At 43.7% G+C, this 15,703-nt stretch carries 12 protein-coding genes; 6 read left to right on the top strand and 6 right to left on the bottom strand.

Features of this window, described 5'->3' with window-relative positions; genetic code table 11:
- Window positions 1-73 precede the first annotated feature (73 nt).
- Window positions 74-2,269 carry a DNA primase gene (locus AAEY78_RS05000; protein ID WP_352337833.1) on the bottom strand — a complete coding sequence of 732 codons (2,196 nt, stop codon included), beginning with the start codon at window positions 2,267-2,269 and terminating at the stop codon, window positions 74-76.
- 184 nt (window positions 2,270-2,453) lie between these two features.
- Window positions 2,454-3,605: an outer membrane protein assembly factor BamD gene (locus AAEY78_RS04995; RefSeq protein ID WP_352337831.1), complete on the bottom strand. Its 1,152-nt coding sequence runs from the start codon at window positions 3,603-3,605 to the stop codon at window positions 2,454-2,456.
- A gap of 690 nt (window positions 3,606-4,295) precedes the next feature.
- On the opposite strand from AAEY78_RS04995, the gene AAEY78_RS04990 reads away from it, so the two are divergent.
- The 6 genes from AAEY78_RS04990 (at window position 4,296) to AAEY78_RS04965 (ending at window position 11,713) form a co-directional block, all read left to right on the top strand.
- Window positions 4,296-5,519, top strand: a complete 1,224-nt coding sequence (locus AAEY78_RS04990) for an RluA family pseudouridine synthase (RefSeq protein ID WP_352337830.1) — start codon at window positions 4,296-4,298, stop codon at window positions 5,517-5,519.
- A gap of 50 nt (window positions 5,520-5,569) precedes the next feature.
- Window positions 5,570-6,535 (top strand): purine nucleoside phosphorylase YfiH/LACC1 family protein, encoded by a 966-nt coding sequence (locus tag AAEY78_RS04985; RefSeq protein WP_352337829.1) that lies wholly within the window; start codon window positions 5,570-5,572, stop codon window positions 6,533-6,535.
- A gap of 86 nt (window positions 6,536-6,621) precedes the next feature.
- Window positions 6,622-7,242: a flavodoxin family protein gene (locus tag AAEY78_RS04980; protein ID WP_352337828.1), complete on the top strand. Its 621-nt coding sequence runs from the start codon at window positions 6,622-6,624 to the stop codon at window positions 7,240-7,242.
- A gap of 641 nt (window positions 7,243-7,883) precedes the next feature.
- Window positions 7,884-9,326, top strand: coding sequence for a c-type cytochrome (locus AAEY78_RS04975; protein WP_352337826.1), 1,443 nt, complete (start codon window positions 7,884-7,886; stop codon window positions 9,324-9,326).
- Between the two features lie 99 nt (window positions 9,327-9,425).
- Window positions 9,426-11,024, top strand: a complete 1,599-nt coding sequence (locus tag AAEY78_RS04970) for a flavin monoamine oxidase family protein (RefSeq protein WP_352337824.1) — start codon at window positions 9,426-9,428, stop codon at window positions 11,022-11,024.
- Window positions 11,025-11,059: 35 nt separating this feature from the next.
- On the top strand, window positions 11,060-11,713 hold the full coding sequence (locus AAEY78_RS04965; protein WP_352337823.1) for a c-type cytochrome: 654 nt from the start codon (window positions 11,060-11,062) through the stop codon (window positions 11,711-11,713).
- A gap of 104 nt (window positions 11,714-11,817) precedes the next feature.
- Here the strand turns inward: AAEY78_RS04965 and AAEY78_RS04960 are convergent, their stop codons facing one another.
- From AAEY78_RS04960 to tolQ, 4 genes are all read right to left on the bottom strand, one after another.
- Window positions 11,818-13,110 carry a beta-propeller domain-containing protein gene (locus AAEY78_RS04960; RefSeq protein WP_352337822.1) on the bottom strand — a complete coding sequence of 431 codons (1,293 nt, stop codon included), beginning with the start codon at window positions 13,108-13,110 and terminating at the stop codon, window positions 11,818-11,820.
- A gap of 128 nt (window positions 13,111-13,238) precedes the next feature.
- Window positions 13,239-14,261 carry a cell envelope integrity TolA family protein gene (locus AAEY78_RS04955; RefSeq protein ID WP_352337820.1) on the bottom strand — a complete coding sequence of 341 codons (1,023 nt, stop codon included), beginning with the start codon at window positions 14,259-14,261 and terminating at the stop codon, window positions 13,239-13,241.
- A gap of 85 nt (window positions 14,262-14,346) precedes the next feature.
- Entirely contained in the window at window positions 14,347-14,805 is a 459-nt protein-coding gene (tolR, locus tag AAEY78_RS04950; RefSeq protein WP_352337819.1) for a protein TolR, read from the bottom strand.
- Window positions 14,806-14,809: 4 nt separating this feature from the next.
- Window positions 14,810-15,541 (bottom strand): protein TolQ, encoded by a 732-nt coding sequence (gene tolQ / locus AAEY78_RS04945; protein WP_352337817.1) that lies wholly within the window; start codon window positions 15,539-15,541, stop codon window positions 14,810-14,812.
- Window positions 15,542-15,703: the final 162 nt, after the last annotated feature.

Genomic DNA, 15,703 nt, shown 5'->3' with positions numbered 1-15,703 from the left:
GTTTTAAGTAATAATATGAGCCCTTGTTTAGGAAAAATATAGCCAAAGTTAGGGAAAATAAAGCTCAAATACTCTAAACGCTAATCATTTGTGCTGATTGCTCTGCTTGCTGCGCCCGTAGCCAATCACTTAAAAGCTGTGCCTGCCTTCGCACGATAGTGGCTTTAATATGATCAGGATTTTTTACCAAATTTTGTATTGTCTTTTTCATACTTCGTTCAAGTAACTGACTTACTAAAGCTTCAATTAACTCGTCAAGGTTGAAAACGTTTCTTATTATTAGGGTCTTATAAAATGAACCCCAACTGCGGCTAAGCGATTCTTGGGTAATGGGTTTGAGATTTGACAAAATAAAGTGTGCAGCGCCATTAACGTCTGATGGTAAGTAAGACGAACAGCGTTGAATAGTACTAACTACGTCAAACAGTGCGGTATCTTGTAAATCTTCCCATGCTAATGGACGAAGAGTATCAGTAGGTGCTTTTTGTTTGATATGTACAGGTAAATTATTAATACCTGCCTGCTGCCAGATTACCTCAATAGGATCATCTATAAGCGCGCGTGGTTGAAACAAAAAGCACAGCTGCAATTGCTGGCTGATGGTCATATCGCCATCAAAGTTTAATAAGGCGTCTTTTGCTTCACTATTTTGGTTGCGTCTGCCACCCAGCTTTTGATAGATATCATTATTAAGCAGGTAACGAAAGCTGCTGCCTTTAGGTAGTGCCGCCGTCAGTGCACGCACTTGCGACATGAGCTTGGCTTTGCCTTCAACCAAAGATAAGTCGTGACGCTCGCTTAAATAAGCAAAGATATATTGCGAGAGTGGCATGGCATTAGTGATTTGCTCACGCATGGCATCTGCGCCATTACTCTTAATAAAGGTGTCTGGATCATGATTGTTAGGTAAGGTTAAAAATCGGAGTTCTTTATCGTCGCTAAGCACGGGCAAGGCTATCTCTAAAGTCCGCCAAGCTGCTTTTTGCCCGGCGCTGTCACCATCAAAGCTTAAGGTTAAGGTTGGATTCAGCGTGAGCAAGCGTGAGATTTGGCTCTCGTTAATCGCTGTGCCCATCGACGCTACCGCGCCATAAATGCCAGCTTGGTGTAAAGCAATCACGTCCATATAACCTTCGACCACCAGCCAGTCATTTGCCCGCTGTTGGCGTGACTCATAATAGCCGTACAATACGTGCTGCTTATGGAAGACAGGTGAGTCCGAAGAGTTGATATATTTGGGCTTCACCTCATCATCTAAAGCGCGCCCACCAAAACCAATGGTGCGACCTTGATTGTCACGAATTGGAAAGATAATCCGATCTCGTAGCAAGTCATAATCGCGTCCAGAATCAGATTGGCGCACTAATCCCAATGCCTTTAAACCTTCGATATCTTGTGGAAAGGCATGTTCAAGATGCTGCCAACCAAAGGGCGCGTAGCCAAGCCCAAAGGTCTCTAAGCTTTGCTCAGTAATGCCGCGCGACTTAAAATAATGCATGGCATGCGGATGTGTGGTTAAACTATGCTGATAAAACTGCTGAATTTGGGTCAGTAATTCATATAAATTACCATCTTTATCATGGACTATATTGGCTGCGCTGCCAGTATCAAAGCCGGCATACATCGCATCATCTGGCGGATAACTATGCTCACCTTGATGCTCACCTTGATGCTCACCTTGATGCTCAGGTTGATATTCCGAACCATAAGCATAACTATAATCATTAGCCATATCAGGCATTGAATTATAATTATCTGAATCATAACTGTCTAATGATGGATAATCTGTATAGCCATTATCATCATAAGCTGGTTGCTGTGGTGATTGATTGTGGTGCTGATTGTCCAAAGTAGAGCCGATAGACGGCGCATCAATAGTTTGGGCTGGATTTTTTATACTAATGGATGGATTAGATACTGACGATGATTCGATTGGTTTCGGCTTTATGCGTCGATAACGTACATTTTGCTGTTCTTCTTTTGGTACTTCGATGCCTGTTTGCTTCGATAATTCGGTGACCGCTTCCATAAAGGTCAGGTTTTCATAATCGCGCAAAAAGCTAATGGCGTTACCACCGACACTACAACCAAAGCAGTGATAAATATTCTTTTGCGGATTAACATAAAACGAAGGCGATTTTTCCCCATGAAACGGACAGCAGCCTTTATATTCACTACCCGCACGTTTTAGTGTGGTATGACGACCAATAATGCTGATCAGGTCAGCTTGGCTATTTAATTGTTCAAGAATATGATTAGGAATACTCATATAAGAAATAGTTCACCACAGGGTAATAATACAATCAGTAACAATAGAAATAATAATGGCTATAAAAAGGCTAAAAACAGAAAAATAAGGTCAACCAGACAGTTGACCTTATTTTTAGCACAAGTTGTATGATGATTAACAAAAATAACGGCAACTAAATAGCGTCAGCTTTTTAGAACGATTATTATTGATTAGGAAGCGTGGTACGGCGCGTTGGATTGGTATTCTGTGGCTCAACGACCGCATCCGTTGCTGCCTCTGAAGCGCTACCTTGTCCTGTTACCTGTTCAGTGGTATTTTCTGGAAGACCTAAACCAATATTAACGCCGCTACGAGCAGGAGATAGTGTGGCGCGCGATGTTGCACTGCCAGCATTAGCTGCAGGCAAGGTTAGCTTGGCTGCATCATAAATAACTTGCGTTTTTGTCGCGCCGTTATATTGACCTTCAGCAAGTGAGGCACCTGGCATTGTTGAGCGACCCAATTGACCAAAGGTGAGCTTATTCAACCACGTGCGATCGGCTTTGGTATTTAATTTTACGCGCCCATCAGCGGTTAGCCAGTTTGGATAGTTGATGCGCAATAGTGTTTTATAATCATTTGCCAAATCCTTCAGCCCAAGCTGTTGATTACTGTAAGCCAAAATAGCAATGGCTTCAGGTACAGACTCACTTAGCGGATAGTATTGGAATGTCCACTTAGCGCGATTGGCGGCGGCAACATAGGCATCACGCTTGATATACCAGTTGGCAGCGGTCAGCTCACTTTGGGCAAATTGATTGTAAATAAACAGCATGCGCTGGGCGGCATCTGGTGCATAAGGGCTATTTGGATATTTATTAATCAATTCTTGAAAATTGGCAAATGCCAGACGTAGATAGCCAGTATCGCGCTTAGCTTGATTGGTTTTAAACAGCTTAATGCCTTCTGACGACCCTTGCATATTGGCAACACCGCGCACGTAATAGGCGTAGCTGACTTGCGGGTTAGAAGGGTAGAGGCGGATAAACTGATCAGCGCTGCCCGCTGCGGTTTCATAGCTGCCGCTTGCGTATTGAGCGTACATCATATCGAGCAATGCTTGTTCAGCGAATTGACCAGTAGGATAAAAGGTACGCAGATTGGTCAAGTCTTCAATGGCTTGAGTGTAGCGACCTTTATCAATTTGGGTAATAGCGTCACGGTAATAGCTCTGCTCAGATTTCTGCGCAGTTTCTATCGTCTCGGCATCTTTATTGGTCAAGTTTTTAAAGGTCTGACAACCCACCAGATTGACACTTAACGCCAATAAGGTGAGTGATGATAGCTTGATAAACGTGTTGCCAACAGGGCGCATACTTCTCTCCGCACAAGATAAATAATAACAATAGCGCTATTAGGCTATAGAACTGGTTGATGATAAAAATTTGTTATTGCAAAGGCTTATATACAGCAGCAATCTAGTTAATAGATTTAATTAACAATAATGTCGATTATCACCGCATAATTACTGGCAAAGTTACCTGCAAAATATCGCCTACTTTATAGAATAAAGCGGGCTTCGTCTATTTTTTCGTCAGCTATTTTGTAGTTAATAGGCGCACGATGAGACTGCGCTATCAATAATCATGCTGTATTTTGCCCACAGTTTAGCACGGTAAGCGCTTAGAGTGATGGAGAATCGTGCTAAATAAAGGCAGTCTTACCTTTCAGTCGGCTTATTTTATTATGGTTTTTATATTTTATTACTATGCCTATATTTTGGGAACGTTGCAAAGTAGATAAGCGAGGTATAAGAGAGGCGATACGTGAAGAGACTGTAATAATGGTATCAGCCTGTGTTGCAGATAACGCAGTCTAGCTATAGGGCTTGAGCGTATGACATGCTACACTATAGCGACATTAGACTGGTTTTTGTTGCCGCTATTATTATTTTTAATGGCTAAAAATTGTCTATCTTTTTTATAAAGCTCACGATTGTGACTTTGCTATATATGAACTTGCCATGAATAATGATGCTATGACCACAAATGTAACGAATAACTCTATGTCTAAACCTATCTCTAAATCTATGCCAGATACGCCTTTATCAGAAGCAGAATTATCAGCGCAGACGATTGCGCCTACAGATGACTTACTAGATAAGTCAATGTTAGATGATAACGATTCACCGTCTTTTGATAACACAGAAGATGAAGATATTGATTATGATACAGAAGGTGAAGATATTGACGATGATGAATCGCAAGATGATGACGCGCCTGCTATGGACTTAGGTCTAGATATAATCGATGAGACTTATACAGTAACAGAAGCTGAAAGCGGTCTGCGTATTGATAAGATTGCCTCGCTAGCCTTTACCAATTTTTCACGTGCCCAGCTGCAAGGCTGGATTAGTGATGGCAGTTTGCTATATAACGGTACGGTTCAAAAGCCTAAACTGCGCTGTAAAGTAGGTGATGTGTTGCATCTCTCGACTACCTTGCAACAGCATAGTCATGATTTGCCAGAGAATATCGATATCGATGTGATTTATGAAGATGATGATGTTTTAGTCATTAATAAGCCAGTTGGTATGGTCGTGCATCCCGGTGCGGGCAATCAAACGGGGACATTGGTCAATGCGCTCTTGTATCACTATCCGCAGCAGCATCATTTGCCACGTGCCGGTTTGGTACATCGTATTGATAAAGACACCTCAGGGCTATTGCTGATTGGCAAGACCAAACCTGCGCAACTGGCGTTGATGGAACAGCTTAAGGATAAGTCCGTTTATCGTCATTATCGATGTGTCGTTGCTGGTGATCAGGCAAGCTTGATGCGCCATCGCCGTATTGATGCGCCTATTGGGCGTCACCGTAATCAGCGCACTAAAATGACTGTGATGACCGCTGGACGCGAGGCAGTGACCCATTTGCTAAATGTCACACCTTTAAATGACAATTATTGCTTATTAGATATTGCTCTTGAAACTGGACGTACCCATCAAATTCGTGTTCATTTGAGTCATATCACTTATCCGCTGGTTGGCGATCGCGTTTATGGCGGACGGCGTCAGTTGCGTTCCGGCTTAACCGAGCAGCAGCGTCAGGCAATAAGCAACTTCCCACGCCAAGCATTACATGCCTATGCCTTGGGTTTTGTGCATCCTGTAACAGGTGAAGATATTGAAGTCACCACCCCGATACCAGAGGATATGGAAAAGCTGATAGCGGTATTGCACGACGGCTATGATGAAGAAAAGCAGAATGAGCGCTACAAGCTCTCATAATTATAAGCAGTTTAAGATACACAGATGATATCTAGGATAATACCCATACGATGACTTATGATTTTCCGATGATGGTACTTGCGACGCTTGGTGAGGTAACAGTCTTTCAAACGGCAGCTTTTACTGATGCTGATATGGCATTAAATGATATTGCGTCAATCAACTGTCAGTCGATGCGCCAAGTAGGGCAGCCAAGTTACGGTAAAGGGAATATCGGTCTGCATGTAAATGATGATGCAGTAAAGGTATTAGATAACCGTATGCACCTGTTAGCAACCATCAATCAGCATCTTGCTGCTAGTCACAGGTCGCCTATTGAAAGTTTACACTGGGTTAATCAAGTGCATGGCAAGCAGATATACGATGTAGATACTAATCCGCTCATCATGCAGCCTGTCGATGCGGATGCGCTGGTCAGTCCACAGTCTAATGTCGGGCTAGCAGTCATGACTGCTGACTGTGTTCCTATCGTCTTATATCAACCGACTACTGGTAAAATCGCTGCTATCCATGCCGGATGGCAAGGGCTGGCATGCGGCGTTATTAAAGCCACTGTCGAGCGCTTTACTCAAATGGGTCAAATTACAGCATGGATAGGTGCTTGTATCAGTCAAGAGAATTATGAAGTAAACGGTCAGGTAAGTAATAAGCTATTAGCTGGCTGTATCAGTTCTCAATTATTAGCAGATAAGCATATACAGCAGTTTTCAACGCTGTTTTGTAACGTCATTGATACTAATATATCAGACGCTCATACTTTAGATGCTAATATTATAGATACTGACATGGCAGCCAACAGTCAAGGTGCAGTAAGCTGTGTTGCTAAGGTTCATATCAATTTACCTAAACTTGCTCATTATCAGTTGCTACATATGGATGTTACTGTGGCGAATGAGGGTCAAGCTCCTTGTAGTTATGCCGATGGACGGCATTACTCGTATCGCCGTCAGACTCATTTACAGCAGCCGGCAACGGGTCGGATGGCGTTAATTATTGCACGCAGTAAGGCACTATAGACAATATTTTCTGATTAAAGTTATGTGACTTATCTATATTTTATCTGTGCTTTTTAAGTTTTTTACCATATATGACTAGAGTTTGTATGAATACACTTGTAACGCCATCTGTACAACCTGCTCATGAAAGTGATACTCCGTCTAATGTTACGTTCGCAGTGATTTATCATAGTAATTATGGTCATACCAAGCGTGTTGCTGAAGCGGTTGCTATTGGTGCGCGTCAGCAGTTACCAGAGTCACAAGTTAAAGCGATAGATATTCACGATGTTGATTGGGATTTTGTCGATGCAGCAGATGTGCTGATATTCGGTAGTGCCGTCTATATGGGTAGCGCGCCAGCAGCATTTAAGACCTTTATGGATGAGACCTCAAAACGCTGGTATCATCGCAAATGGGAAGGCAAGTGGGCGGCAGGGTTTGCCAACTCTGGTGGTTTAAGTGGTGATAAGCTGGCGGTATTACAGCAAATATGTCTATTTGCCATGCAGCATGGTATGAACTGGATTGGTATGCCGCTGATGCCCACCGGACATAGCGAAAATGACTTAAACCGTTTATCCAGCTTTTTAGGATTAATGACTCAGTCCATGAATGCACCACCTGAAGAAACTCCGGGGCAGGGCGATATTGATACGGCTATCTGGTTTGGGGATCATGTGGCAAAGACAGTAGTTAAGCATCAACCTGCCACTATCATCCCATAAATTTCTATATCAACAAACCTATTATAAAAAAAGCAGATACTTACTTAGTGTCTGCTTTTTTATTTATTTATTTATTCATAAGCTCTATACATAAGTATGGTCAAAATACTTACAGTTTTTACTGAAAGGCTTATTTATTGGTTGATGGCTGATGCGTAGTAGAAAAAGAGCTGGTGACGGGGATAGGGCTTTCCACAAACTGAAAGGTTTGACAACCGCCCAGCAGTATTAGTGTAGTGAGTAAGCAGCTCAAATTAAAATTTTTCATAATTATTCTCGTCGTAATAAATCAAGTGCCATGACAATATTTTAGGCTAAATATTGTCAATATAGCATAAGCCAAAGCATATATAGAGCAGTCGTGGGTCGCACTATTATATGAAATTAACCTTATTCTTTATATGCTTTGGGCGGTTCTATTTATACTTATGTAAAGAAATTAGATGAATAAGTTAATAATCAAGCAATATTGGCGAAATAGTTTTACTGTAGCGGTAAAGAGCAAATACTTTCGAGCAATATAACCAGTGCGGTAATAAAACATTATGTGCTGGGTTAAAAAGAATCGAATCAAGACTTGGAATAAGTAAGCTATTTAAAGAGTATTAGTTGCTATAAATAGCCCGCGAGATGAGGATATTATGAAGCCATTTTCTATGATGCTATCGATGCTTGCTGTGGGTATCCTGTCCAGTACGGCAATGGCTGAAGACACAAGCCTAAATCACATAAGCTTACCCAACGTGAGCCCCGCTAATAGCGATCTTGCCAATCGAGGGGCTTATGTCGCTCGTGCTGCTGACTGTGTGGCGTGTCATGGCGAGAACTATACGGGTGGTTCGCCTATTGCCACGCCAATGGGCAATATTTATTCAACCAATATTACCCCATCCAAACGATACGGTATTGGCAATTATACTAAGGATGATTTAAAAAACGTTCTGCGTAAAGGTCGCTCGCCTGACGGTATGCTATATCCTGCCATGCCTTATCCTTCCTATAGCGGTATGACGGATGCAGATATTGATGCATTATTTGCTTATCTGCAGACTGTGCCAGCTGTGGAAGAAGCCCCGGAATATGAAACCAAACTGCCGTTCCCGTTTAACTTTCGAATTTTAATGGTTGGCTGGAATGCGATTAATATTCCATCGTCAGAAAAGCGCGAAGGTCTGACTAAGGTACAGCAGCGCGGTGAATACTTAGTCAACAATCTAGAGCATTGCGGAACGTGTCACACACCTCGCAATAGTACCATGGGCTTTGACAAGCAAAATTACTTGTCGGGTGCGCCTTTAGGCAATTGGCATGCGCCAAATATCACGCCTGATAAGTCAAGTGGTATTGGCAGTTGGAGTGAGCAGGATATTGTGACTTACCTGCGTACAGGCGAGCTTGATCAGCGTGCTTATGCTGGTGGACCGATGGGCGAGGCAGTGGCGCACAGTACCCGTTATCTGGCTGATGAAGACTTAGGTGCTATTGCATCTTATTTAAAAGCCGTTCCTGCGATTCAAACCGACGATAAAATATCTGAAGTTGATGTATCACGTTTGCCCAAGCCGATTAATGAATCTATTACTCGTGATTTGATTGCTCAAAAGGACAATTTAGCGCGAGCAAAAGCCAGCGTGGCGGGTGGTAGCAACTCTCCTGAAGCACTTTATCTTGCCGCTTGTGGCAGTTGTCATGGTATCAATGGTTATGGTCAACCGGATGCACGTTATGCACCGATTGTTGGTTTAAGTAGTCTGCGCCGTGATAAGCCTGATGCGCTAGTGAATATCATCGTGCATGGGATTGATGGCGCGACCAACACCAGTCCTAAAATGCCAGGGTTTTCAGAGGAGCTGAACGCCGAACAAATAGCGGGCATTGCCAATTACGTCCGTGTGAATTTTGGTGGTCTCAAAGACAGTAAGGTCAATGCTGCTGATGTTGATCGGATTATGAATACCAAACCTGCTCAGCCTTTCTTGATTAAATATGCTGGAATATTAGCAGGGCTTGGCATCATTGTAGGGTTGTTACTACTGGGTCTATTGGTACGCTGGTTGTTCCGTCGGAAAAGACATACTTATTAATAGCATATTTTAATAGCGCTAATAGTTACCGATGATCAGTTGATAATAACAAAGACAGTTTAGATATGATCTGCTTGCAAGATCTAAAAGGATAGGACTATGACAGACACGCTTAAGTCCCCAACACGCCGGCAATTACTGAGTATGATTGGTAAGACGGCAGGGGCGACCGCCATGTATCAGGCAATGACCACATTAGGGTTTGCTTCAGAGTCAAGTTTTAAAGCAGGGATGGAGCTTAAAGATGCGCCTCCTGGTGCCAGTATTATTATTTTAGGCGCAGGGCTGGCAGGTTTGACTGCCGCTTATGAGCTACGTAAAGCGGGTTATAGCGTCAAAGTATTAGAGTATCAAAACCGTGGTGGTGGACGCAGCTGGACGGTTAATGCAGGCGATAGCTACACTGAGCTTGGCGGTGAAGAGGTTACTTGTGATTTTGAAAAAGGTAACTATCTCAATGGTGGTCCTTGGCGACTGCCCAGCCATCATTATGGGGTTTTTCATTACTGTAAGCAGTTTGGCGTAGCAATGGAGCCCTTTATTCAAGAAAACTCGCGCGCTTATTTGCACCGTGCTAATCATTTTAATGGCGTGCCGCAGCGCTTAGGCGATGTGCAGACGGATATTAGAGGTCATGTCTCAGAACTGCTATCAAAAGCGGTGAATGTCGGTGGTCTCGACCGTTCGGTTAATACTGAAGATAAAGAGATGCTGCTTGAAGGGTTAAAAGGCTGGGGCGTACTGAATAAAGATTATCGCTATGAGCGTAGTCATGATGCAGGATTTTACCGAGGGTTTGAGGTGTATCCAGGTGGCGGCTTGATGCCGGAGTCGAAATCTTCTAAGCCTATTCCATTAAATGCCTTATTACAGTCAGGTATGTGGTCAGATTTATCTAACTTTACCGCTTATAGCCATCATCCAACCATGTTTCAGCCTGTAGGCGGTATGGGTAAAATTGGTGATGCCTTCACCCGTGAATGCCAAGAAATGATTACCCTCAATGCCAAAGTTACCCGTATTAATCAAGATGATAATGGTGTTAGTGTGCATTATGTGGATACCAATGGTGGCGACAATGTGACTAAGATAGCCCGTGCTGACTGGTGTATCTGTACCATACCATTAACGGTATTGACCCAGCTGGATGTCAATGTCTCAAAACCGATGAAGCAGGCGATGGCAGCCGTACCTTATGAAACCTCGTTTAAAGTTGGATTAGAATTCAAGCGCCGTTTTTGGGAACAGGATGAGTGGATTTATGGCGGGGTCACTTATACTGATATGCCGATTACCCAAATCTCTTACCCATCAGACAATATGTTTGGTGATGGTCCGGGCGTACTATTAGGGGGTTATGGTTATGGCGCAACTTCCTATAAATTCAATGCGCTAACACCGAAGCAACGTATCGATGCGGCGCTGGCTTATGGTAAGCATATACATCCGCAATACCCTAAAGAATTTAAGGCGGGCACGTCTGTAGTGTGGCACCGTATTCCTTGGACATTAGGCTGCTATGGCATTTGGAGTGAGTCCAGTCGCGCGCAGTATTATGATACGCTTTGTAGTATTGATAATCGTATCGTGCTGGCGGGTGAGCATTGTTCGCACATTCCTGCTTGGCAAGAAGGTGCGATTTTGTCTGGCTTAGATACGGCAAAGCGGCTTCATCAAAGAGCGAAGCTTGCGGTATAGCTATCTGTCATAGATTAAGAAATAAAGAGGCGATTATGAATAATTATAAATATCCAATCTTGACAGTCATGACCAGTATCAGCCTAAGCATGGTGTTACTGACCGGCTGCTCATCGGCAGATAAAGAGGCACCAACCATTGCAGAACCTGCCGGTAAAACAACAAGCGTCAAGAGTGCCGATATTGTCGATGGTTATAATGTACAAGAAAGCCGTAATAATGGGGCTTGGGGCGGTGTCTATATGAGCCGTGAAGAGCTGGCTGAGCCACGTGGTAATCTGCTAGATGTTAAAGCGCAGCCAACAATAGCGGATGATCCTGAGCTAAAACAGTGGGATGCTATTTTTGGTGATGACAACTCGTACAGTACCAATGATGGCAAAAAACTGTACCATCAATCATGTGCTGCCTGTCACATGCATAAAGGCGAGGGCGCAATCGGTGCAGGATATTATCCGCCCTTAGCGAACAACAGTAAAATGGAATCAAAATACTATATTATTGATATTTTAATCAATGGTTTCCGTGGTATGCCGTCGTTTCATAGAATGATGGATGATGAGCAAATGGCTGCGGTTACTCAATATATTCGCACTGAGTTTAATGGTTATAAAGACCCAGTAACGGCTGAGGATGTCGCACAGCTTCGCCATGCGATGCCATCAGCTCTTGACCCTTGGGATCAGTAATTTTATAGTAGTTAATTATCAGTAAAGCATTAAAAAAGCGCTTAATCATGTGATTGAGCGCTTTTTTGTACTTTCTACTTCATAGTCATATAATATATCTAACATCATTTAGGGCTTGCTGACCAAACAGGTGAGCGGATAATACCTTGACCGGATTTACCAAAAGACTGACCGCCATTCAACGATTTGATGGTTAATACGCCTTTGCCGCCTTGGGTTGAGGCATAGACTACGCGTTTACCATTAGGCGAAAAGCTTGGCGCTTCATCAATACCAGTACTGCCAAGATTGGCGGTGATACCACCGCTACTGTTCATGATAGCAGCGGAGCGTCCACTTAAAAAGGCAATTTGTTTGCCATCGCTACTAAATTGCGGGCTGGTGGCATAGCCGCTGCCAGATACTTTGGTAACGCGTCCTGAACCAAACTCATAACGATAAATTTGTGGCTTATTGAAGCCTGCTTTATCGGACACAAAAACAAAGGATTTACCATCTGGTGCATAGCTTGGCTGCACTTCGCTGCTTGGCCAATTGGTTAAGCGTCTTGGCGTACCGCCGCTCGCACTGGTTTCGTAAATATGCGCGCTGCCCTCAAAGCTACTAGAGAACAGAATTTTGCTACCATCAGGAGAGAATGAAGGACTTAAGTTGCTGCCTTTAAATGGCGTGATGACAGTTGCCGCGCCGCCGCTGACGTTTTGTACATAAATAAGCGGATAGGACTTGTCACGCTGCACGGCGTAGGCAATGCGTGAGGCATCTGGCGACCACGATGGTGAGAAGATTGAGCCTTTCACTTCAGTGATGGTAGTGGCATTTTCACCGTCTGCATCCATAACTTTTAGACGGGATACTTTTTCTTTACCGCGTCCGCTTTCTTCAATATAAGCAATACGTCCGGAAAAATCACCCGGAATACCAGTGATAAGCTCGTATACTTTGTCCGCAATGACGTGACCAGCATAACGCATGCTTGAGGCATCTTTATTAGCAGATAGGCTTTGTTTGCCTTCAATCACGCGTCCTGTTTTGACATCAATCACTTCATAATCAGTGACAATTTTGCCGCGATCGGTTCGTGTGCTGCCAACGACCAAATAAGGAATACCCAATTGTTGCCATACCGGCAATGTTCCTGCAAGCTCGCTACTGCTGCGAGGCTGTTGAGGCAAGTTTTTATTAGTGACACTAAGCTCAGTGCGGCTTAAGTCATTAAAAATAATGGGCGATAAAACAGAATCCCCAGCAAAGGGTACAAACGCCACTTGGGTTTGCTGGACTGGAATTTCATAGTCCAAATCTAATACTACGGGCGCCGCAAATAAGTTAGGGGCAACAAGGAACCCTGAGGCGCTGGCAAGCAGGGTTATTAATAGTTTTTTATGAGTACGCATAACCGAATCTAACTCCTAAAATTGGGAAATAATTATTTTTATAAATGAGTTTGGCAAATTGCAAAAGTCGCATGATTTCAAACTCATTTTATATCAAAGTAACCAGTATATCGCATTTGCGCAACGGCTTAATTGCTGCCTTTAAACTGTATGGTAAAGGTTGGATATTTAGGATCGTCAGTGCCGATGGGTAAATTACGGGTGCTCATCACGGCCTGTTTTGCGGCGTCATTGACAGCGCTGTCTGGACCTGAGGCGGAGACATTGACGACATCACCATTACTATTGACCGTAATGGTCAATGTTGCGCGCTGGGTTGAGCCTTTCGCTGCGGTTGGCGGGCTATAATTGCGTCTGATTAAATTAATAATCTCGCTATTACTTGCACCACGACTGCCACTAGAGGCGGAGCGGCTACTGCCTTTTGATGTGCTAGACGTTGACGAATCGCCAGATAGCATAGACTGACCGTCAGATAGGCTGTAATTTTTACCACCGCCACCTGAGCTGCCGGAGGTGATTTCGATATTACGCTGTGAGCTGGTGGGTTTTTCAATTTTTGGCGGATTGTTCTTTTTGTCACGCAACTCTTTTAGGCGCGCGCTTTCTTCATTGTTATCGCTTCTTTTGCTCTCTTCAATGCGTTCGAGTCGCTCAAGTGTCAATTCATCTTGTTGTGCTGCCCATTCAGCAAGCTCGCTTTCATACGATTGCGACTGCTCAGATAAGCGATCCTGTTGCTCTTGACTCATAAGTATCGGCGCTTCGCTATCGCCATCAGCAGGATTGTCCGATTGCATAAACACAGGTACACGCTGGGAGGTCGAGCGCGAGCTATTTGCACCAGCGTTATTGGCATCATTGCGGTTAAAAGGCTCGCTGCTAATTGCGCCGCTGGCATTGCTGTCGCTTTGTGTGCCATCAGATGCGGCTGCACGATTGGCAAGGATTTGCCCTTGCATCTCCGCCAGCTGTTCGGGCGACACCATCGTGGTCTCAAGACTGCCGACGGTATCATCGTCCATATGCTGATAGGTATAAATCAATATCCCAATCACGATACCGTGCGCCAATATGCTGAGCAGTGTGGGCAGCGTGAGACCATTACCTTCAGGTTCGGTAGGCACATAGACGACAGGAGCATGGTTCATTATTTTAATACTCTTGGACACTTAATTACTCTTGGTCGTGATTTATTGAATGACAGATTCAGAACATTAACGTCAGTATAACTTATTACGGCTTAGGCATCGGTAAAGGTGTGCCGGTTAATAAGCCGACTTTTTGAATGCCTGCCTGTTGTAAGTTTGCCATTAATCCCATAATCGCGCCATATTGATTATTTTGGTCAGCATTAATCATAACTTGTAAGGGCTGTAATCCGTCAGCCTTGCCTTTGGCTTGCAAGTTTGACAAGGTATCAATCAACTCAGGCTCACTGATGGGCGTATCAATATTATTCTCATAACTGATAAATATCTCGCCATTGCTGGTTAACGACACAATCACCGGTAGCTGACTTTGAGTAATAGTTTTGGTTTGCTCTTTAGGCAAATCGACATCGACGCCTGTGGTCAGCATCGGTGTTGTGACCATAAAAATGACCAATAGCACCAACATCACATCGATATAGGGCACCACATTCATATCAGAATTGAGCGCGACTTTTTTACGGGCATAAGGACTTGGTTTCATAATATTAGCGTCCTGCAACCTGACTGGCTTTGGCAACTTGGGTGGTGGCGGTCACAATAGTAGGATGCTCAGTGCTGGTTTCGCGCTGCAACATACCGGTCATCTCATCACAAAACAGCGCACGCGAATCATACAGACGGCTTGATTTAGAAGTAAAATGATTGTAAGCGAGTACCGCAGGAATAGCGGCAAATAGACCCATTGCCGTAGCGATAAGGGCTTCAGCAATGCCCGGGGCAACAGTAGCAATCGATGCTTGCTCATTTTGTGACAGTCCTAAAAACGCATTCATAATGCCCCAAACTGTACCGAATAGTCCGACATATGGGGCGACAGAACCAATGCTGGCAAGGGTTGCAATACCAGACTCGAGCTGCTGCTGCTGACGCCCAAGTCCTACGCGTAGTTTGCGCTCAACGCCATCAATGATATCGTCTTTTGGTTGGCGTTTTTTATGCATTCTTAGATATTCAGAAAAGCCGACATAAAAAATCTGCTCAAGTCCTTGGCGATCAGGCGAGCCTTGAATACCTTGATACAGCTTGGCTAAATCCTCACCTGACCAAAACCATGTCTCAAACTGCTCATCAAAGTTTCTAGCAGTTCCTAAGCGCGCGCTTAGGCGAAAAATAATCACCCAACTGACCAAAGATGCGAGCAATAATAAGCCCATCACAATCTTTACTAATAGGCTGGCTTGGGTAATAAGGTCAATAATATTTAAAGATTCAGGCATATAACGGACTCACTGACGATGAACAATAACCAATTTAAGTGGATATAGCGCGCACTTAAATCAGCGCAAGCTATTAATCAAATTTCTAATAACGAAGCTTTATAAAGGATAAAATAAGAATATAAAGGTATGCCGTAGCGCTAACACTACGCAGAATAGCGA

The organism is Psychrobacter sp. 16-MNA-CIBAN-0192, assembly GCF_040309565.1.
Classification (GTDB): domain Bacteria; phylum Pseudomonadota; class Gammaproteobacteria; order Pseudomonadales; family Moraxellaceae; genus Psychrobacter.
Note: the sequence above shows the minus strand (reverse complement) of the source record. Positions and strands in the feature narration are given on the sequence as shown.